Here is a 19,220-nt window from a genome sequence, read left to right on the forward strand (position 1 = left end):
GTGCGGGCGGTTCGGCTTAAGCTCGGCGGATGGCGAAGTATTTCGACGTGCACCCCGACAACCCGCAGCCGCGCGCGATCCGTCAGGTCGCGGACAGCGTGCGCGACGGCGCGCTGATCGCGTATCCGACCGACTCGTGCTACGCCCTGGGCTGCCGGCTGGGCAGCCGGGACGGTATCGAGCGGATCCGGACGATCCGGCACCTGGACGACCGGCACCACTTCACCCTGGTATGCCAGGACTTCGCGCAGCTCGGCCAGTTCGTGCGGATCGACAACGACGTCTTCCGGTCCATCAAGGCGTCCACGCCCGGCAGTTACACCTTCATCCTCCCCGCCACGAGGGAGGTGCCGCGCATGTTGCAGCATCCCAAGAAGAAGACCGTCGGGGTGCGCATCCCCGACCACGTCGTCACCCAGGCCCTGCTCACGGAGCTCGGCGAGCCGCTGCTGTCCAGCACGCTGCTGCTGCCGGACGAGGAGGAGCCGTTGACGCAGGGCTGGGAGATCAAGGACCGGCTCGACCACGTGCTGGACGCGGTGGTCGACTCCGGCGACTGCGGCACCGAACCGACCACGGTCATCGACTTCTCCGGTGGCGAGGCGGAGATCGTACGGCGGGGCGCGGGCGACATCTCGCGGTTCGAATAGGGGGCGCTGGGCGCGGGGCGGGCTGCCCATGGCTACGGGCGTCCGCCGCCGCGGGGTTCCCGCGGACGCCCGCACAACCGGTCACGGACGCCCGCACAAGGGGCCGCGCACGCCCGCACAACAGGCCGCTGATTGACATGCACGCACCCTAGACGGAATTCTGAGAGCGCTCTCACTTCAGGTACGGACCAACCAACTCCGTATCCCCCCAACCCCCCCCCCACGGAGGTGGAGCATGCTCAGCAGACTCAAGGTGCTCGCGTCGGCAGGGGCCGCCACGGCCCTGGTCGGCGCGCTGCTCGGATTCGGTCTCCCCACGACGGCCGATGCGGCGGTGCCCGACACGATCCCGCTGGAGGTGACCAACGACTCCGGCCGCGGCGAGCAGTTGTACATCTACGACATCGGCACGTCCCTCGCGACCGGTCAGCAGGGCTGGGCCGACGCGGACGGAGCCTTCCACCCGTGGCCGGAGGGCGGGAACCCGCCGACACCCGCGCCCGACGCCTCGATCCCCGGTCCGGCCGCCGGGCAGTCGGCGACCATCCGGATCCCCAAGTTCTCCGGCAGGATCTACTTCTCCTACGGCCGGAAGCTCGACTTCAGGCTGACCACGGGCGGACTGGTCCAGCCCGCGGTGCAGAACCCGAGCGACCCCAACCACGACATCCTCTTCAACTGGTCCGAGTACACGCTGAACGACGCCGGGCTGTGGCTCAACAGCACCCAGGTGGACATGTTCTCGGCGCCGTACTCGGTGGGTGTCCGGCGCGCCGACGGAGGCACCGTCACCACCGGCCGCCTCAAGCCGGGCGGCTACCACGCCGTGTTCGACGCCCTGCGCGCGCAGTCCGGCTGGGGCGGCCTGATCCAGACCCGGTCCGACGGCACCGTGCTGCGAGCGCTCGCGCCTGGGCACGGCATGGAGAACGGCGACCTGCCGGGCAACGTGATGGACGACTACGTCGACCGGGTGTGGCAGAAGTACGCCGGCACCACGCTCACCGTCACCCCCTTCGGGGACCAACCCGACATCCGGTACTACGGCCGGGTCTCGGGGGACGTCATGAACTTCACCGACGCCTCGGGTGCCGTCGTCACCAGCTTCCAGAAGCCGGACGCCGACAGCGTCTTCGGCTGCCACAAGCTGCTGGACGCGCCGAACGACACTGTGCGCGGCCCCATCTCCCGCACCCTGTGCGCGGCGTTCAACCGCTCCACGCTCCTGGTGAACTCCGAGCAGCCGGACGCCTCGGCGGCGAACTTCTACCAGGACGCGGTGACCAACCACTACGCGCGGGCCATCCATGACCGGATGGCCGACTCCAAGGCCTACGCGTTCGCCTTCGACGACGTCGGCAACCAGGAGTCCCTGGTCCACGACGGCGATCCGCAGCAGGCATACCTGACCCTCGATCCCCTGGACTAGCCCGAGTTGACCACGGAGGGGCCCGGCAAGCAGTTGGCCGGGCCCCTCTCGTACGCCGGGCATGATCGTTGTTACGGTGCACCGCGTGTCTGACTCCTCACGCGATACCGTCGAAGGCGCCGGCTGGACGGGCGCCGAACCCGGCTCCTACCGGCAGTTACTGCCCGCCAGGGTACGGAAGTTGTCCTGGCTCGACCCACGTGTTCTGTGGGCCGCCCGCAACGGGGTGGTCGCCTCCTGGTTCGGGGATCCGACCGGCCGTACCCGGTCCCGGTGGGTGGCGCAGCGTGCGGCGGCCGGCGCCCCGGCGGACAAGGTGATACGACGGCCGGAGGGCGACGACTTCTCCTTCCTGGTCATCGGGGACACCGGCGCGGGCGACGACTCTCAGTACGCCGTCGTACCAGGCCTGCTGAAGGCCGGTCAGGGCACGGCGTTCGCCGTGATCGCCAGTGACGTGATCTACCCGGTCGGGAGCACCGACGACTACGGCACCAAGTTCTTCCGCCCGTACCAGGACTATCCGGCCCCGATCTACGCGATACCGGGGAACCACGACTGGTACGAGGACCTCGGCGGATTCATGCGCGTCTTCTGCGACGACGCCCCGCCGCTGCCGCCCGAGCCGGAACCCCGGCCGCCGGGCCGCGCCTGGTGGCGTGCGCTGCTGTGGCACCGGCCGCGTCCGGCGGACGAACAAAGCCTCACCGAGGCAAGGAAGTTGCGGTCGCAGCCGGGTCAACAGGCCGACCAGCCGGGCCCGTACTGGGCGATCGACGCGGGTCCGCTTCGGATCGTCGGCATCGACACCGGTCTGCTCGGCACGATCGACGCCGAACAGGGCGCCTGGCTGCGCGAGGTGTCGCGGGGGTCCCGCCCGAAGATCCTCCTCACCGGATCACCGCTGTACGTGGACGGCGAGCACCATCCCTGCCCCATCGACGGCGGCGGCACCGTCGACGACATCGTGCGCGACCCGGCCCACCGCTATGTGGCCGCGATCGGCGGCGACATCCACAACTACCAGCGCTACCCGGTCGACGTGGACGGCCGCACCCTGCAGTACGTCGTCTCCGGCGGCGGGGGCGCGTTCATGCACGCCACCCACACCATCCCGCGCGTCTCGGTGGCGAACGTCACCGAGTCCGGCTTCCGCTGCTATCCGCTGCGCGGCGACTCCCTGGCCTTCTACAGCAAGGTGTACGCCCGCCGGCTGCGGCTGCGCCGCCTCCTCACGCTCAGCGAGGCCGAGGCGATGGCCGTCGTCGCCGAGCGGCTAGGCGTCCCGTCCGTCCGCTCCGGGGGCGAGCCCGTACGGGTCACCCGGCGCGTCCGCCTGGTGGCGAGCCTGCTCGGTGCCGGGCGCCGCCCGGAGCGCCGGGCCCGCTTCCGCCTTCCGGTGCGCAAGCTCTACACCCAGCTGTTCTCGCCGGGTTCGGCCACGTTCAGCCCGCCGTTCTTCAAGTCGTTCCTGCGGCTCGACGTCACCGGGGAGGCGGTCCGGCTGCGCTGCTTCGCGGCGACCGGCGGACGGGCCCAGGAGATCGACCCGCCCGTCGAGGACGAGGTCGTCATCCCCCTGAACTGACCGGAGCCGCGCCGGCCGCGCGCGGGCCGGTCACCGGCGGGCCGCGTCACCAGCGGCCCGGCTCGCTGCCGGTGACCGGCTCGGACGGTGTGCCGTCCACCCCGACCGGTACGTCACCGGCGAGCATCACCCGGTGCATGATCCGTGGGTGGCCGAGGTGGGCACTGTCGCCGGGCGCCAGGTGGATGGTGGCCCGGTTGTCCCAGAAGGCCACGCTGCCCGGCTCCCAGCGGAACCGGACCGTGTACTCGGGCCGGACCGCCTGCTCGAGCAGCATCTCCAGGATCGTCGCGCTCTCCGCCCGGGAGAGTCCCTCGATCTGCTCGACGTAGTAGCCGTTGACGAACAGCAGCCGCTCACCGGTCTCGGGGTGGACGCGTACCAGCGGGTGCACGGTGGCGATCTGATGGTCCATCAGATGCCGGACGTACGCGTCGTCCCCGGGCCGCGGCTGGTAGCCGACCCCGAGCCGGTGCTCGGCACGCAGCCCGTCGACGAAGGCGCGCACCGGCGCCGACAGCCCGGCGTACGCGGCGGCCAGGTTGGCCCAGGTGGTGTCGCCGCCGTACGGCGGTACGGTCTCGGCGCGCAGGATCGTCGCGGCCGGCGGGTCGACGCGGGCGCCGTGGTCGCAGTGCCAGCCGCGCAGCAGCGTGTGCCGGCGCCGCCGAAGCCACTCGTCGTGGTCCATGCCGAACCGCCCGCCCAGCTCCAGCCGGTCCGCGGTGGTCTCCACCTCGGGCACGTCGGACGGTGAGGCGCCGCCGCGCCGCCGCAGGACCACCGGCTCACCGAAGCGGCGGGCGAGGGCCACGTGGGAGGCGTGGTCCAGCCGCTGCCCGCGGAAGAACACCACCTTCCAGCGCAGCACCGCCGCGCGGATCTCCGCGGCCACGGTCTCGTCGAACTCCCCGGCCAGATCCACTCCGGTGATCTCGGCCCCGATGTACCCGGCGACGGGCCTGACCTCGATCCTGCCGGTCCGCCGCCCGCCCGCTGTGCCCGTGTCCGTCGTCATCCCCGCGCTCCGAAATGGTCGTCGTAACGGTCTGCGCCGATCGTGTCAGCGTTTCCCGTCCCCGGCGACAGGGCCTCCCCTCCCCCGTCGGCGGGCCCGCCCACAGGCTGCCGCCGGGGACCCTTTCAGGGGAAAGTGCCGGGCGGCACGCGTGGCGGCGGGCCGGTTCGTCGACATCTCTGCCGTGACCCTGCCGCTGATCCCGCCCATGCTCGCCACGCCCGGTTCACTCCCGTCGGCCGCCCAGGACGCGCGGTGGGCGTACGAGACGAAGCAGGACGGCCAGCGCGTGGTGGCCTATCTGCCCGGTGACGGCGGGCTCCTGCTGCGGGCGCGTTCCGGCGAGGACATCACCGCCGCCTACCCCGAACTGCGGCCCCTCGGCCGGGTGCTCGGAGCCACGCCGACGATCCTGGACGGGGAGGTGCTGGCGCTGGACGAGCAGGGCCGGGCAAGCTTCCAGCTGCTCCAGGGGCGCATGGGGCTGGCGCACGCCCCCGGCCGGGCCGCGCGCCGGGCCGCACGGATCCCGGTCCACCTCGTCCTGTTCGACGTGATGCACCTGGGCGCGCACCCGCTGCTCGCGCTCCCCTACCTCCGGCGCCGCGAGCAGTTGGAAGGCCTCGGCCTGACGGGTCCCTACTGGTCGACGCCCTCGGCGGTCGTCGGCCACGGCGCCGAGGCCCTGGCCGCCACCCGCGAGCACGGCCTTGAGGGCCTGGTCTGCAAGCGGCTGGACTCGGTGTACGAGCCGGGGGTGCGCTCCCGGGCCTGGATCAAGATCCGCAACATGCGTAGCGAGGACATCCTCGTGGGCGGCTGGCTGCCCGGCAAGGGGCGGCTGACGGGCCTGCCGGGCGCCGTCCTGATGGGCCGGCTCGCGGGCGGGCGGCTGCGCTACGTCGGCAGTGTGGGCACCGGCTGGAGCGAGGCGGAGCGGTCCGAGCTCGCCGCGCTGCTGGCGGCCCTGGCGACCGATGTGTGCCCCTTCGACCCCGTACCGGCGGCACGCGGGGCGCACTGGGTGCTGCCGCGCCTGGTCGGCGAGGTCCGCTACAGCGTGCGCACCCGGGCGGGGATGCTGCGCCAGCCCTCCTGGCTGCGGCTGCGCACCGATCTCACACCGGAGGAGGCCGCGGTGGTGGACCCGCCCGAAGATCGGGACGTGTGACGGGACGTCAACTTCCGTACACCGGGACTGTCCTGAACCTCCCGGGCCGCCCGCACGGAGGTCTAGGGTGTCCCGCATGTCCGTCCCCGAACTGATCCGTATCGTCTCCCGTGACTCCCCCATGGCGCTCGCGCAGGTGGAACGCGTCCGCGCCGAACTGGCCGCCGCGCACCCCGGTGTGCGCACCGAGGTGGTCCCGGTGCGCACCACCGGCGACAAGTGGCTGGGCGATCTGTCCGCGGTCGAGGGCAAGGGCGCCTTCACCAAGGAGGTCGACGCCGCGCTGCTGGCCGGCGAGGCGGACCTCGCGGTGCACTGCCTGAAGGACGTGCCCGCCGACCGGCCGCTGCCGGCCGGCACGACGTTCGCCGCGTTCCTGAAGCGGGACGACGTCCGCGACGCCCTCGTCCACCCGGGCGGACTCACCCTGGACCGGCTTCCGGCCGGCACCCGCGTGGGCACGTCCGCGGTGCGCCGTGTCGCCCAGCTCGCGGCGACCCACCCGCACCTCCGGTGCGTGCCTTTCCGCGGTAACGCCAACCGGCGGCTGCAGAAGCTGGCCGCGGGCGAGGCGGACGCGCTCCTGCTCGCCGCGTCCGGCCTGGAGCGCATCGGGCGCGCGGACGTCATCAGCGAGGTGCTGTCCCCGGAAGCGATGATGCCGCCGATCGGCGCGGGCATCCTCGCCCTGCAGTGCCGGGAGGGCGACGGCGAACTCATCGAGGCGGTCGGGCCGCTCGGCGACCCCGGCACCCATCGCGCGGCCACCGCGGAACGCATGTTCCTGCATGTTCTCCAGGGGCACTGCAACAGCCCGATCGCCGGGTACGCGCACGTCGACCGGGGCGGGGAACTCTCGCTGCGGGCCTGTGTGTTCACTCCCGACGGCAAGATCCGGCTGAACGCCCACGAGTGGGCGGGCCAGCTGGACGCGGCCACCCTCGGCACGTCGGTCGCCGTCGCCCTGCTCCGCCAGGGCGCCCGGGAGATCATCGACGGAATCCCGCACTGAGGACGCGGGGCCGGCGCGGTACGGCGCGGACCCGGCGGGGCACGACGAAGGGGCTCCGGGGATACGGCGGGGCAGCGGAGTGCGGCCCGGCGGAGATCTCCGAGGGTACGGCGAGGGCGGCGGGTCAGCCCGCGGTGCCCGGTCCTGCCTGGTCGCGCAGGAAGCTGCTGATCTGGTGGGCCAGCCCGCCCTGCCCGGCGGCCGCGTGCGTGCCGGTTCCGGCGGACTCCTCGTGCCCGTCCACGCAACCGGTCCACAGCGCGCGGGACGTCCACTCCTCGTCGACTCGCAGCTGGATCTGCGCGTCGATCTGGGACAGGGCCGCCTCCGGCCCCGCCGCGTACAGCACCGCGGTGACCCGGCGCAGCGGATAGACGTCGTAGCCCTCGATGAACTGCGAGTTGCGCCAGTCGACGAACGCGCCCTCGCCGTCGGGGCCGAGCCGCACGTCGATCTGCCCGTCCTCCAGGTGGACGCCGAAACGCCGCGTGCCGCGGTTCTCCACGGTGACGCGGAGGCGGAAGTACGTCAGCCCCTCGGCGGCGTCGTCGCGCCCGCGCGGCGGCTCGGACCGCTCCAGGCTGTGGACGCGGACTCGCAGACCGGCATGCTCCTCGTACTCCTGCCAGTCACCGACCACGTTCGGCTCGTACACAATGCACCTCTCGACTTCCAAGAGCTGCTTCCTATCCGCGCGCTCAGCGCACTGTCAAATGTGCGGAATGCGCCGTGGCCGGGGAATTCACCGTCTTTGATCGCTGATCAAGCCGTGGGCAGCGGGAATTCGCCGACGGGCCGCCGGGGCGGTCCGCCGGGCGTGCCGCACATCACTTCGACGGGCGGCACCGTGGGCGGTCCGCCGGGCGCCGTCAGCGGGCCAGCCGGCCGAGCAGGGCGGAGGCCGCGGCGATGCCGAGCGCGGCGGCCACCACGAGGACGGCGAAGTCGGCGGCCAGGTGCGCAGGGGTGCCGAGCAGCAGCCCGCGCAGGGCGTCGACCTGGTAGCTCAGCGGGTTGACCTTGCTGACGGCCTGAAGCCAGCCGGGCATGACGGCGACCGGGTACAGGGCGTTGGAGCCGAAGAACAGCGGCATCGTGATCGCCTGCCCGATGCCCATCAGCCGGTCGCGGCTGAGCACGATGCCGGCGATGGTCATCGACAGGCAGGCGAAGAACGCCGAGCCGAGGACGACGGCCGCGGCGACACCGAGCAGCCGCAGCGGGTTCCAGGTCAGTCCCACGCCGAGCAGGGCGGCGATGACGATCACGACGATCGCCTGGATCAGCGCCTTCACCCCGGCGGCGAACGCCTTGCCGGTGACCAGAGCGGAGCGCGGGGTCGGAGTGACGAGGAGCTTGTTGAGGACGCCCGCGTCGCGCTCCCAGATGATCTGGATGCCGTAGAAGATCGCGATGAACATGGCGGACTGGGCGATGATGCCAGGGGCCATGAAGTCGATGTACGGGATGCCGCCCGTGGGGATCGCCCGGATGCGGGTGAAGGTCTGACCGAAGATCAGCAGCCACAGGGCGGGCTGCACCGCGCGCGTGTAGAGCTCGGTGCGGTCGTGGCGGAGCTTCTGGAGTTCCACCGCGCACATGGCGACGACCCGGGCGGGCAGCAGCCGCCAGCCGGCGCGGGGTTGCGGCGGCCGCAGCAGCAGGCCGATGTCGTCGGCGCGGACGGCGTCAGCCGACGCGGTGCGCGGTGCGGCGGGTACTTCGGACATCGCGGAAGTCTCCTGAGGTGTCGTCGAGGCCGCTGCCGGCCACGTCGCGGAAGACGTCCTCCAGCGTGGGCAGCGGATCCGTGGCCGGGGCGCCCTGGGCACGGCGGCGCTCACCGAGCCCTTCGCGCAGCTCGGCCGGGGTGCCGAGGGCCCGGATGCGGCCGCGGTGCATCAGGGCGACCCGGTCGCAGTACATGTCGGCCTCGTCCATGTAGTGGGTGGTCACCAGGACCGTCATGCCGGTGGCGGCGCGGACGGCGCCGATGTGCTCCCACACCCCGGTGCGGGCGATCGGGTCGAGCCCGATGGTCGGCTCGTCGAGGATCAGCAGGCGGGGTGAGCTGACCAGGGCCTGGGCGAGTTCGAGGCGGCGGACCATGCCGCCGGAGTAGGTGTTCGCCAGGCGGTCGGCGGCGTCGGCCAGACCGACCGCGCCCAGCGCCTGGGCGACCCGGTCGGCGCGTTCGCGGCGCGGGACGTCGAAGACGCGGGCGAACAGGGTCACGTTCTCCCGGCCGGTGAGGGCGGCGTCGGCGGACAGCTGCTGCGGGACGTAGCCCAGCATGCGGCGCACCGGCATGCGCTCGGTGGCGGCGTCGTGGCCGAAGACGCGGACCATGCCGGAGGGGACCGGCAGGAGGGTGGTGATGCAGCGGATCGCCGTGGTCTTCCCGGCGCCGTTGGGGCCGAGCAGCCCGAACACCTCGCCGGGACGCACGGACAGGTCCACGCCGTCGACGGCGTTGGTGTCGCCGAAGGCGTAGGCGAGCCGGGTGCAGGCGACCGCGTCCGCGTCCGCGACGGGCTCGGCGGCAGCGTTCCGGTTCATGGGCGGTCGGCCTCCTCGCGCAGGTTCTCGGTCAGTCTGCGCAGGGCGGGGATCGCCTCGCGCAGCGCGTCGCGGTCCTTCTCGTCGAGCCGGTCCACCAGATGGCGTACGAGGGCGGCGCGGCGTTCCCGCCAGTCGCGCAGGCGGGCTCCGGCGGCCTCCGTCAGCAGCAGGCGCGCGGCGCGCCGGTCGGCGGGGTCCGTCTCACGTATCAACTGACCGTCGCGGACGAGCTGGTTGACCAGTGTCGAGACGGAGTTGCCCGCCAGGTGCAACTCCTTGGCGGCCTCGGAGACGCCTATGCCGGGGCGGCTCTCGACCAGACGCAGCAGTTCGATCTCGGCGCCGCGCGGACGGGGCACGGTCATCCCGTCGCGCAGCCGGCGGCGAATCAGCCGCTGGACGCCGACGAGGGCGTCGGCCAGCTCTTCGGGGAAGGTCTCCGGTGTCACGTCTGCGAGATTACCTCTGTGGCAGAGGTAAAACCCCAAGGGCCGGTCAAGGATGCCGCTGGACACGGCGGCGGTTGAGCGCGGAGGCGGGTCCGGCACGGCGCGGGACCGCCGGGCCGGACCCGCATTCACGCCGCCATGGAAATGAGCGCATTTCCTCCGGTGGCGATTCCCCGGAATCTGGACAACAATTGAGATTCGTGCGGTTGCATAATGTCACCGCATTCCCGGAACAGTTACGAAATCGCCGACTTCGGGAATCCCGAGTCCAGTGCTTCGGACAGGAGGCACGTCCGTGGGAGCCGGCGCGCCGGGCCCCGATGTTCAACTCCGTAGGTCCGAGCCCCGCCCCTCCCAAGGTGTCCGTCCATCCAGCACCTGCTGAGGGAGGCGCAGCGCATGCGTACCACCGGCAGAACGAATACCCATCCGCACGACGACGCCCCCGACACGGCCGAGGCGTTCGAGCGGCTCTCCCGTATGCCCGAGGGCGCCGAGCGCAAGGCGCTGAGGGACGAGCTGGTCCAGGTGTGGCTGCCCATGGCCGAGCGGATCGCCGTGCGGTTCCGCGGGCGCGGCGAGGCCCTGGAGGATCTGTACCAGGTCGCCGCGCTGGGTCTGGTCAAGGCCGTCGACCACTACGACCCGGCACGCGGCTACGCGTTCGAGGCGTACGCCGTGCCGACGGTCACCGGGGAGATCAAGCGGCACTTCCGCGACCACATGTGGACGCTGCACGTGCCGCGCCGGGTCCAGGATCTGCGCAACCGGGTACGGCGGGCCACGAAGGAGCTGGCGCAGACCACGCCCGGCCGGACGCCGACCGTGGCCGAGATCGCCGAGTACGCGCAGCTGAGCGTGAGCGACGTGCACACCGGGATGGAGGCCCTGGACTGCTTCGCCGCGCTGTCCCTGGAGGCGGAGGTCCCCGGTACGGACGGCTACGCGCTCGGCGACGGGCTGGGTGAGGCCGACGCGCGGTTCGACCTGGTCGTGGACCGGGTGGCGGTCAGGCCCTGCCTGGAGGCGCTGCCCGAACGCGAGCGGACCATCCTGTACCTCAGGTTCTTCCGGGGCATGACGCAGAGCCGGATCGCGCAGCAGCTGGGCATCTCGCAAATGCATGTCTCGCGCCTGCTCAGCGGGTGTTTCGCCCAGCTGCGTGAGGAACTGCTCACCGAAGCCGGGTGAACGGCGCGGCGCCGCGGCGCCCGTGGGGCGGCCGTCACGTGCCGCGCCGTTTCGGCGGCGCGCCGCGGGTACTCGGCAGGCATCTTCCGCGCGCCGGTCGGACACTGGTGTCAGGCTGGTGGAAACCGGTCTGACTCGACCAGGACGGGCCATGAACCACGACAGGACACCTTGCGGCAGTTCCCCCGACGTCGTTTCCACGCACTCGGTGTGCGGCGCTCCCTGCTGGGTGAGCCTGACCAGCCGCGATCTCCAGGCAACGGAGGAGTTCTACCGGGCGGTGCTGGGCTGGGAGTGGCGGCCGGCCAGACTCGGCGACCACTTCCGCATCGCTCTCGCGGACGGCGCCCCGGTCGCGGGGATCGGCGCGGTGGCGGCCATGTGGCAGATGGCGGTCGCCTGGACGCCGTATTTCGCGGTGCCCAGCGCGGACCAGGCCGTCGCAAGGGTGCAGGAGCGCGGCGGTACGGCCGCGGTCGGGCCGATCTCCTTCCCGCCGGGGCGGGCGGCGCTGCTGGCGGACCGGGACGGGGCGACCTTCGGGATCTGGGAGGGTGACCTCTTCACGGACTGGGAGACCTGGCGCAAGGCCGCGCCGGCCTTCATCCGGCTGCACACGCGCGACGCCTTCGACGCGGCCATCTTCTACGGCGAGGTGCTGGACTGGGCCTCACGGCGGCCCGGCTGCTGCGAGGTCCGCTACGAGGGCGACGAGGTGGTGCTGCGCAGCCACGGCGAGGTCGTGGCGCGCATCGAGTCAGGCGCGCTGGAGGCGGCGCCCGACCCCACGATCCGCCCGCACTGGCAGATCCACTTCCGCGTCGCCGACGTCGCCGCCTGCGCCCGCGCCGCGGAGGCCCATGGCGGCAGCGTCCTGCGCGAGGGCCCCGACGAGGCCGTACTCCGCGACCGGGACGGCGCGCAGTTCACGGTGACGTCCCGCCGCGAGGCCTGAACGCCCGAGGTGGCCGACGACGGCCGGCCGATGATCGCCCAAGGGCCCCCTCGTCAGCGAGGGCTCTTCGGGGGCCGGGTCAGGAGGATCAGGCTGCGGGGGTCCGTGCGGAGCGTCGTGGTGGGTTTGTGTTCGGATTCGTCCGGGGGATCAGCGGGGTCGGCCGTGTCCAGGAGGGTGGTCCAGCGGTCGCCGTACGCGGGACCGGGAAGGCGGAAGTCGACCGGTTCCCAGTAGCCGTTGAGCAGCAGCAGGAAGGAGTCGTCCACCAGGGGACGGCCCTGCCGGTCGGGTTCGGCGATGGCGTCGCCGTTGAGGAAGACCGCGACGGAGTGCGCGTCGGAGCGCTGCCAGTCCTCCTCCGCCATCTCGCGGCCGTCCGGCAGCAGCCACACCAGGTCGGGCAGCGGCTGGTCGGACCGGGTCGCCGTCTCCCCCTGGAAGAAGCGGCGTCGGCGCAGCACGGGATGGGCGGCGCGCAGAGCAATCAAGTGCCGCGTGAAGTCGGCGAGTTCCCGCTGCCCGTCGGTCAGCCGCCAGTCGATCCAGGAGACCTCGCTGTCCTGGCAGTAGGCGTTGTTGTTGCCGCCCTGGGTGCGCCCCAGCTCATCGCCGTGGCACAGCATCGGGATGCCCTGCGAAAGCAGCAGCGTGGCAAGGAAGTTGCGCTGCTGGCGGGCCCGAAGTTCCAGGACGGCCGGGTCGCGGGTCTCCCCTTCGGCCCCGCAGTTCCAGGACCGGTTGGCGCTCTCGCCGTCCCTGTTGCCCTCCCCGTTGGCCTCGTTGTGCTTGTCGTTGTAGGACACGAGGTCCCGCAGCGTGAACCCGTCGTGCGCGGTCACGAAGTTGACGCTGGCGCGCGGCCTGCGCCGATTGTGGGCGTACAGGTCGGCGGAGCCGGTCAGCCGGGAGGCGAACTCGCCGAGCGTGTACTCCTCGCCGCGCCAGAAGTCCCGTACCGCGTCACGGTAGAGGCCGTTCCACTCCGACCACAGCGGCGGGAAGTTGCCCACCTGGTAGCCGCCCTCGCCGACGTCCCACGGCTCCGCGATCAGCTTCACCCGGCTGATCACCGGGTCCTGCTGGATCAGGTCGAAGAACGCCGACAGCCGGTCCACCTCGTGGAACTGCCGGGCCAGCGTGGCCGCGAGGTCGAAACGGAAGCCGTCGACACGCATCTCGGTGACCCAGTACCGCAGCGAGTCCATGATCAGTTGCAGTACGTAGGGGTGGCGCATCAGCAGGCTGTTGCCGGTGCCCGTGGTGTCGTAGTAATGCGCCCAGTCGCCGTCGACCAGGCGGTAGTACGAGGCGTTGTCGATTCCCCGGAAGGACAGTGTCGGGCCCTTCTCGTTGCCCTCGGCGGTGTGGTTGTAGACGACGTCGAGGATCACCTCGAGCCCGGCCGCGTGCAGCGCCTTGACCATCGACTTGAATTCGGAGACCTGCTGTCCGCGTGTGCCGCCGGCGGCATAGCCGTTGTGCGGGGCGAAGAAGCCGATGGTGTTGTAGCCCCAGTAGTTGGAAAGGCCCCGGCCCTGGAGCACGCCGTCGTGCACGAACTGGTGGACCGGCATCAGCTCGACCGCGGTCACGCCCAGCGAGGTGAGGTGCTCGATCACCGCCGGGTGCGCCAACCCCGCGTAGGTGCCGCGCAGTTCGGGCGGCACGGCAGGATGGGTGCGGGTCAGGCCGCGTACGTGGGCCTCGTAGATCACGGTGTCGGAGTACGCCCGCCGCGGCGGACGGTCGTCGCCCCAGTCGAAGTCCGCGTCGGTCACCACGCCCAGCATGGTGTGCCCGGCGCTGTCGGCCGGGTCAGGACCGTGCGCGGCACGCTCGTACAGCGAGGGATGGTTGTCTATCTGCCCGTCCACCGCCCTGGCATAGGGGTCGAGGAGCAGTTTCCTCGGGTTGCAGCGGTGGCCGGCGGACGGGTGCCAGGGCCCGTGCACCCGGTATCCGTAGCGCTGCCCCGGCCCGACACCGGGCAGATAGCCGTGCCACACGAAGCCGTCGGCCTCGGTCAGGGGCACCCCGCGATGGGTGCCGGCGTCGTCCACCAGGACGAGGTCGACTCGCTCGGCCACCTCACTGAACAGCGCGAAGTTGGTGCCCTTCCCGTCGTACACCGCCCCCAGCGGATAGGGGTACCCGCTCCACACGGGTACCCCTTTCCGGCGCTTTCGGCCCGTCATGGGGCCGCTTCCAGCACGGCCTGCGGCCCGCTGAGCGGAGAGGCCAGGGCCGCGACCGGCAGCTCGCGCGGTGTCCTCAGCCCCTCGCGCAGGGTCGGGGCCGGAGCCGTCGGGACCAGCGGGACACGCACCCCGGCGCGGGCCCGCTGCGAGAACCAGATGACCTTGCTGCCGGTCGCGGCGGCGCAGCAGCCCCAGCCGTCGCTGGTCGCCGCGATTCGGGCCAGGCAGCTTCGCAGGTCCTGGTCGGGGCGCAGGTCGTGGTTGTTCTCCGCGACGGCGGTGATCAGGTGCTGGCCGGTCCACCACATCTCGATCGAGGTGTGCTTGTCGGTGGCGTGCTCGTCAATGGCCTTCAGCAGCATCTCGGCGCCCCCGCACACGGGTTCGACGAGGTCCTCCAGGTCCCAGAAACGCAGGTGCGCGGCCAGGATGCGCCTCACCTGCCCGACCCGCTCCGGGCTGACTTCCACGTCGAGGTGGTAGTAACAGGGCACTGCGGTCTTCATCGTCGTTGGCTCCTCACCGGCGAGGCCCGCGCCCCTCTCCCGCATGCCGCGAGAGGAGCTCCGAACACGAAGCGTGAGCGAATGTTGCCTCTGAGTAGGATCAACAGTGCGCGCGCTACGCCATCCGTGCAACACGAGCAGGTCAGCGGGCTTGTTGAAGTTCCAACAGGACGCTGTGTCGTTGAACGTGCACCATGAGTGAAGTCTCGAGCGCCGTCAACGGGACCGCTGCCCACGCGTGCGCGGTCGCCGCCCCGGCTGTCGGGGGAACGAGCCCATCGAGCGCATCCGAAAGGTGAATGGCGCCATGCTGCTACCCGCCAAAGCCGAAGTCGCCCGTCACTTGCGCCGCTACCGGGCATGGGAACGCGCGATGCTCGCGTCACCGGACGACAACCGGGTGCGGTCCACTTTCGAGGATTCCGGTTACACCCTGTGCGTGCTGATGGGGAAGCGCTGCGCCCGGGAGGCCGCGGACGCCGCCGAGCGTTATCTGTGCACCAGCCTCGTCACCTACCTGCGGGAGCAGAGCGGCCGGCCGCACCGGAGCGCCGTCCCCCGCCGGGGCCCGCCGAAGGCGGCCCAGAAGCGTTCCCGCGCCGGGCGGTAGGCCCCCCCGCCCGGCACGACCCGATCCCCGGCCGGGCGCGAGCCCGGCCTCGAGCACGGTGGAGGTGACACCCATGAGTTCGACCCCGATCCAGGCCTCGAGTCCCGCCTCAAGTACGGCCTTTGGCCCCGCTTTCTGGACGGCCCCGGCGATCGGCCGCATCCCGGTGCGGGACGTCCGTCCGGCCGTCGACGGCGGCAGGCGAGCGGCCAAGGCGGTCGCGGGAGAGACGTTCCCTGTCACCGCCACCGTGTTCCGCGAGGGCCACGACGCGGTGGCAGCGAACGTGGTGCTGACGGATCCGGAGGGCCGGGCCGGCCCGTGGACGCCGATGCGCGAACTGGCCCCCGGCACCGACCGCTGGGGCGCCGAGGTCACACCGGGTGCGGTCGGCCGCTGGACGTACCACGTGGAGGCCTGGGCGGATCCGGTCACCACCTGGCGCCGCGTCGCGTCCGTCAAGGTCCCGGCCGGCATCGACGCGGGTCTTGTGCTGGAGGAGGGGGCCGCTCTGCACACCCGGGCGGCGGCCGGAGTGCCCGAGGGGCCGGAGCGGGACACCGTGCTGGCCGCGGCGGCGGCGCTCCAGGACGACACGCTGCCGGTGATGACCCGGCTGGCGGCGGCGTTGACGCCGGAGGTGGACGCGGTCCTCGCCCGCCGTCCGCTGCGGGACCTGGTCACCGCCTCCGAGCCGCTCGCCCTGCTGGTCGAGCGGGAGCGGGCGCTGTACGGGTCCTGGTACGAGTTCTTCCCCCGCTCCGAGGGCACCCCCGAGCAGCCGCACGGCACCTTCCGCACCGCCGCCCGCCGGCTGCCCGCGATCGCCGCGATGGGCTTCGACGTCGTCTACCTGCCCCCGGTCCACCCCATCGGCACCACCTTCCGCAAGGGCCGCAACAACTCCCTGGACGCCGGCCCCGACGACGTCGGCGTGCCCTGGGCCATCGGCTCCCCCGAGGGCGGCCACGACACCGTCCACCCCGCCCTGGGCACCCTGGAGGACTTCGACCACTTCACGGCCCGCGCCGCCGAGCTGGGCCTGGAGGTGGCGCTGGACTTCGCCCTGCAGTGCTCCCCGGACCACCCCTGGGTCCACAAGCACCCCGAGTGGTTCCACCACCGGCCCGACGGCACCATCGCCTACGCCGAGAACCCGCCCAAGAAGTACCAGGACATCTACCCCATCGCCTTCGACGCCGACATGGACGGCCTGATCGCCGAGACCCTGCGCGTGCTGCGGCACTGGATGGACCACGGGGTGCGGATCTTCCGCGTCGACAACCCGCACACCAAGCCCGTGGTGTTCTGGGAACGCGTGATCGCCGCCGTCAACGCCACCGACCCGGACGTGATCTTCCTGGCGGAGGCGTTCACCCGGCCCGCGATGATGCACACCCTGGCCCAGACCGGCTTCCAGCAGTCCTACACCTACTTCACCTGGCGCAACACCAAACAGGAACTCACCGAGTACCTGACCGAACTGTCGGGCGAGGCGGCGGCCTGGATGCGGCCGAACTTCTTCACCAACACCCCCGACATCCTGCACGCCTACCTCCAGCACGGCGGCCGTCCCGCCTTCGAGGTCCGCGCCGTCCTGGCCGCCACCCTCGCCCCCTCCTGGGGCATCTACAGCGGCTACGAACTGTGCGAGAACACCCCCCTCAAACCCGGCAGCGAGGAATACCTCGACTCCGAGAAGTACCAGATCACACCACGCGACTGGGCGGCCGCCGCACGCGAGGGCCGCACCATCGCCCCCCTCATCACCAAACTCAACGACATCCGCCGACGCCATCCCGCGCTGCACCGCCTGCGCAATCTGCGCTTCCACACGACCGACAACGATGCCGTGATCGCGTACAGCAAGAGCGAGGGGCCGGACACGGTCGTCGTGGTCGCCAACCTCGACCCCCACCACACCCAGGAGGCCACGGTCTCGTTGGACATGCCGCAACTCGGCCTGGACTGGCACGAGTCGATGCCGATGCGCGACGAGCTCACCGGCGAGACCTACCACTGGGGCAGGGCCGGCTACGTACGCCTGGAACCGGGCGAACGGCCCGCGCACGTGCTCCACGTCCAGCGATCGTCCACCTCGTCCGAGATCGGAGGGCCCCCAGCGCCATGACTGTCAACGAGCCCGTCCCTGACATCTTCGAGGACGCCCCGGCCAGGGACCGGGACCCGGAGTGGTTCAAGCGTGCCGTGTTCTACGAGGTCCTCGTCCGCTCCTTCCAGGACAGCAACGGCGACGGCGTCGGCGACCTGAAGGGCCTGACCGCCAAACTCGACTATCTCCAGTGGCTCGGCGTGGACTGCCTCTGGCTGCCGCCGTTCTTCAAGTCGCCGCTCAGGGACGGCGGCTACGACGTCTCCGACTACACCGCGGTGCTCCCCGAGTTCGGCGACCTGGCCGACTTCGTGGAGTTCGTCGACGCCGCCCACCAGCGCGGCATGCGCGTGATCATCGACTTCGTCATGAACCACACCAGCGACCAGCACCCGTGGTTCCAGCAATCCCGCAAGGACCCCGACGGCCCCTACGGCGACTTCTACATGTGGGCCGACGACGACAAGGGCTATCCGGACGCCCGCATCATCTTCGTCGACACCGAGACCTCGAACTGGACGTTCGACCCGGTCCGCGGCCAGTACTACTTCCACCGGTTCTTCTCCCACCAGCCGGACCTCAACTACGAAAGCCCCGCGGTGCAGGAGGAGATCCTGGCCGCCCTGCGCTTCTGGTTGGACCTCGGCATCGACGGCTTCCGGCTCGACGCGGTCCCGTACCTCTACGCCGAAGAGGGCACCAACTGCGAGAACCTCCCCGCGTCCCACGCCTTCCTGAAGCGGGTGCGCAAGGAGATCGACCGGATGTTCCCGGACACCGTGCTGCTGGCGGAGGCCAACCAGTGGCCGGAGGACGTCGTCGACTACTTCGGCGACTACGCCGCCGGCGGCGACGAGTGCCACATGGCCTTCCACTTCCCCGTCATGCCCCGCATCTTCATGGCCGTCCGACGCGAAAGCCGCTACCCCGTCTCCGAAATCCTCGCCAAGACCCCCGCCATCCCCACCAACTGCCAATGGGGCATCTTCCTGCGCAACCACGACGAGCTCACCCTCGAAATGGTCACCGACGAAGAACGCGACTACATGTGGGCCGAATACGCCAAAGACCCCCGCATGCGCGCCAACATCGGCATCCGCCGCCGCCTTGCCACCCTGCTGGACAACGACCGCAACCAGATCGAGCTCTTCACCGCCCTGCTGCTCTCCCTGCCCGGCAGCCCGATCCTCTACTACGGCGACGAGATCGGCATGGGCGACAACATCTGGCTCGGCGACCGCGACGCGGTGCGCACCCCCATGCAGTGGACCCCCGACCGCAACGCCGGCTTCTCCTCCTGCGACCCCGGCCGCCTCTACCTGCCCACGATCATGGACCCGGTCTACGGCTACCAGGTCACCAACGTCGAGGCATCGATGTCCTCGCCCTCGTCGCTGCTGCACTGGACCCGCCGCATGATCGAGATCCGCAAGCAGAACCCCGCCTTCGGACTCGGCTCCTACACCGAACTGCCCTCCTCCAACCCCGCCGTCCTCGCCTTCCTGCGCGAGTACAAGGACGACCTGGTCCTGTGCGTCCACAACTTCTCCCGCTTCGCCCAGCCGACCGAACTCGATCTGCGGGTCTTCGAGGGACGCAACCCGGTCGAGCTCATCGGCGGAGTGCGCTTCCCGGCCGTCGGGGAACTGCCGTACCTGCTGACCCTGGCGGGCCACGGGTTCTACTGGTTCCGGCTCACCGCCAACGTCGCATCCCGGACCGGCCGACGCGGGTGAGCGTACGGCCGACGAAAGGAGGCGTGACC

At 71.3% G+C, this 19,220-nt stretch carries 17 protein-coding genes; 10 read left to right on the plus strand and 7 right to left on the minus strand.

What is annotated here, in order from left to right; genetic code table 11:
* Positions 1 to 29: 29 nt before the first annotated feature.
* The 3 genes from OIE49_RS03225 to OIE49_RS03235 all read left to right on the plus strand — a co-directional run bounded on the left by OIE49_RS03225 (position 30) and on the right by OIE49_RS03235 (position 3,667).
* Positions 30 to 650, plus strand: a complete 621-nt coding sequence (locus OIE49_RS03225) for an L-threonylcarbamoyladenylate synthase (RefSeq protein WP_326800968.1) — start codon at positions 30 to 32, stop codon at positions 648 to 650.
* A gap of 235 nt (positions 651 to 885) precedes the next feature.
* On the plus strand, positions 886 to 2,079 hold the full coding sequence (locus tag OIE49_RS03230; protein WP_326800969.1) for a glycoside hydrolase family 64 protein: 1,194 nt from the start codon (positions 886 to 888) through the stop codon (positions 2,077 to 2,079).
* A gap of 85 nt (positions 2,080 to 2,164) precedes the next feature.
* Positions 2,165 to 3,667, plus strand: coding sequence for a metallophosphoesterase family protein (locus OIE49_RS03235; RefSeq protein WP_326800970.1), 1,503 nt, complete (start codon positions 2,165 to 2,167; stop codon positions 3,665 to 3,667).
* A gap of 46 nt (positions 3,668 to 3,713) precedes the next feature.
* Here OIE49_RS03235 and OIE49_RS03240 read toward each other — a convergent pair whose 3' ends face one another.
* Positions 3,714 to 4,685 (minus strand): TauD/TfdA dioxygenase family protein, encoded by a 972-nt coding sequence (locus tag OIE49_RS03240; RefSeq protein WP_326800971.1) that lies wholly within the window; start codon positions 4,683 to 4,685, stop codon positions 3,714 to 3,716.
* A 184-nt stretch (positions 4,686 to 4,869) separates the two neighbouring features.
* Between OIE49_RS03240 and OIE49_RS03245 the strand changes: the two genes are divergently transcribed.
* Both OIE49_RS03245 and hemC read left to right on the plus strand, forming a co-directional pair.
* Positions 4,870 to 5,856, plus strand: coding sequence for an ATP-dependent DNA ligase (locus OIE49_RS03245; RefSeq protein ID WP_442812203.1), 987 nt, complete (start codon positions 4,870 to 4,872; stop codon positions 5,854 to 5,856).
* Positions 5,857 to 5,932: 76 nt separating this feature from the next.
* Positions 5,933 to 6,868: a hydroxymethylbilane synthase gene (gene hemC / locus OIE49_RS03250; protein WP_326800972.1), complete on the plus strand. Its 936-nt coding sequence runs from the start codon at positions 5,933 to 5,935 to the stop codon at positions 6,866 to 6,868.
* A gap of 124 nt (positions 6,869 to 6,992) precedes the next feature.
* Here hemC and OIE49_RS03255 read toward each other — a convergent pair whose 3' ends face one another.
* From OIE49_RS03255 to OIE49_RS03270, 4 genes are all read right to left on the minus strand, one after another.
* Positions 6,993 to 7,523, minus strand: coding sequence for a hypothetical protein (locus OIE49_RS03255; RefSeq protein ID WP_326800973.1), 531 nt, complete (start codon positions 7,521 to 7,523; stop codon positions 6,993 to 6,995).
* Between the two features lie 214 nt (positions 7,524 to 7,737).
* Positions 7,738 to 8,598, minus strand: coding sequence for an ABC transporter permease (locus tag OIE49_RS03260; RefSeq protein ID WP_326800974.1), 861 nt, complete (start codon positions 8,596 to 8,598; stop codon positions 7,738 to 7,740).
* Positions 8,558 to 9,427: an ATP-binding cassette domain-containing protein gene (locus OIE49_RS03265; RefSeq protein WP_326800975.1), complete on the minus strand. Its 870-nt coding sequence runs from the start codon at positions 9,425 to 9,427 to the stop codon at positions 8,558 to 8,560. Before OIE49_RS03265 ends, OIE49_RS03260 begins: the two co-directional genes overlap by 41 nt.
* On the minus strand, positions 9,424 to 9,879 hold the full coding sequence (locus OIE49_RS03270) for a MarR family winged helix-turn-helix transcriptional regulator (protein WP_100571883.1): 456 nt from the start codon (positions 9,877 to 9,879) through the stop codon (positions 9,424 to 9,426). Before OIE49_RS03270 ends, OIE49_RS03265 begins: the two co-directional genes overlap by 4 nt.
* Before the next feature lie 399 nt (positions 9,880 to 10,278).
* Between OIE49_RS03270 and OIE49_RS03275 the strand changes: the two genes are divergently transcribed.
* Positions 10,279 to 11,070, plus strand: coding sequence for a SigB/SigF/SigG family RNA polymerase sigma factor (locus OIE49_RS03275; protein ID WP_100571884.1), 792 nt, complete (start codon positions 10,279 to 10,281; stop codon positions 11,068 to 11,070).
* A gap of 151 nt (positions 11,071 to 11,221) precedes the next feature.
* Positions 11,222 to 12,025 carry a VOC family protein gene (locus OIE49_RS03280; protein ID WP_326800976.1) on the plus strand — a complete coding sequence of 268 codons (804 nt, stop codon included), beginning with the start codon at positions 11,222 to 11,224 and terminating at the stop codon, positions 12,023 to 12,025.
* A 53-nt stretch (positions 12,026 to 12,078) separates the two neighbouring features.
* Here OIE49_RS03280 and glgX read toward each other — a convergent pair whose 3' ends face one another.
* On the minus strand, positions 12,079 to 14,223 hold the full coding sequence (glgX, locus tag OIE49_RS03285) for a glycogen debranching protein GlgX (protein WP_326800977.1): 2,145 nt from the start codon (positions 14,221 to 14,223) through the stop codon (positions 12,079 to 12,081).
* Positions 14,220 to 14,732, minus strand: a complete 513-nt coding sequence (locus OIE49_RS03290) for a pep a2 (RefSeq protein WP_326800978.1) — start codon at positions 14,730 to 14,732, stop codon at positions 14,220 to 14,222. Before OIE49_RS03290 ends, glgX begins: the two co-directional genes overlap by 4 nt.
* 307 nt (positions 14,733 to 15,039) lie before the next feature.
* Between OIE49_RS03290 and OIE49_RS03295 the strand changes: the two genes are divergently transcribed.
* From OIE49_RS03295 to treS, 3 genes are all read left to right on the plus strand, one after another.
* A complete protein-coding gene (locus OIE49_RS03295; RefSeq protein ID WP_100571888.1) occupies positions 15,040 to 15,342 on the plus strand; it encodes a DUF5133 domain-containing protein in 303 nt (100 codons plus the stop codon).
* Positions 15,343 to 15,415: 73 nt separating this feature from the next.
* Positions 15,416 to 17,473 carry an alpha-1,4-glucan--maltose-1-phosphate maltosyltransferase gene (locus OIE49_RS03300; RefSeq protein ID WP_326800979.1) on the plus strand — a complete coding sequence of 686 codons (2,058 nt, stop codon included), beginning with the start codon at positions 15,416 to 15,418 and terminating at the stop codon, positions 17,471 to 17,473.
* Positions 17,470 to 19,191, plus strand: coding sequence for a maltose alpha-D-glucosyltransferase (treS, locus tag OIE49_RS03305; protein WP_326800980.1), 1,722 nt, complete (start codon positions 17,470 to 17,472; stop codon positions 19,189 to 19,191). The genes OIE49_RS03300 and treS overlap by 4 nt, the downstream gene beginning before the upstream one ends.
* Positions 19,192 to 19,220: the final 29 nt, after the last annotated feature.

The sequence above is a fragment of the Streptomyces sp. NBC_01788 genome, from assembly GCF_035917575.1.
Lineage (GTDB): Bacteria > Actinomycetota > Actinomycetes > Streptomycetales > Streptomycetaceae > Streptomyces.

Excerpts from the sequence above, each read along its gene's own strand:
- OIE49_RS03225 (WP_326800968.1), top strand. The coding sequence starts at position 30 with ATGGCGAAGTATTTCGACGTGCACCCCGACAACCCGCAGCCGCGCGCG.
- OIE49_RS03230 (WP_326800969.1), top strand. The coding sequence starts at position 886 with ATGCTCAGCAGACTCAAGGTGCTCGCGTCGGCAGGGGCCGCCACGGCC.
- OIE49_RS03240 (WP_326800971.1), bottom strand. The coding sequence starts at position 4,685 with ATGACGACGGACACGGGCACAGCGGGCGGGCGGCGGACCGGCAGGATC.
- hemC (WP_326800972.1), top strand. The coding sequence starts at position 5,933 with ATGTCCGTCCCCGAACTGATCCGTATCGTCTCCCGTGACTCCCCCATG.
- OIE49_RS03260 (WP_326800974.1), bottom strand. The coding sequence starts at position 8,598 with ATGTCCGAAGTACCCGCCGCACCGCGCACCGCGTCGGCTGACGCCGTC.
- OIE49_RS03265 (WP_326800975.1), bottom strand. The coding sequence starts at position 9,427 with ATGAACCGGAACGCTGCCGCCGAGCCCGTCGCGGACGCGGACGCGGTC.
- OIE49_RS03275 (WP_100571884.1), top strand. The coding sequence starts at position 10,279 with ATGCGTACCACCGGCAGAACGAATACCCATCCGCACGACGACGCCCCC.
- OIE49_RS03280 (WP_326800976.1), top strand. The coding sequence starts at position 11,222 with ATGAACCACGACAGGACACCTTGCGGCAGTTCCCCCGACGTCGTTTCC.
- glgX (WP_326800977.1), bottom strand. The coding sequence starts at position 14,223 with ATGACGGGCCGAAAGCGCCGGAAAGGGGTACCCGTGTGGAGCGGGTAC.
- OIE49_RS03290 (WP_326800978.1), bottom strand. The coding sequence starts at position 14,732 with ATGAAGACCGCAGTGCCCTGTTACTACCACCTCGACGTGGAAGTCAGC.
- OIE49_RS03295 (WP_100571888.1), top strand. The coding sequence starts at position 15,040 with ATGCTGCTACCCGCCAAAGCCGAAGTCGCCCGTCACTTGCGCCGCTAC.
- OIE49_RS03300 (WP_326800979.1), top strand. The coding sequence starts at position 15,416 with ATGAGTTCGACCCCGATCCAGGCCTCGAGTCCCGCCTCAAGTACGGCC.
- treS (WP_326800980.1), top strand. The coding sequence starts at position 17,470 with ATGACTGTCAACGAGCCCGTCCCTGACATCTTCGAGGACGCCCCGGCC.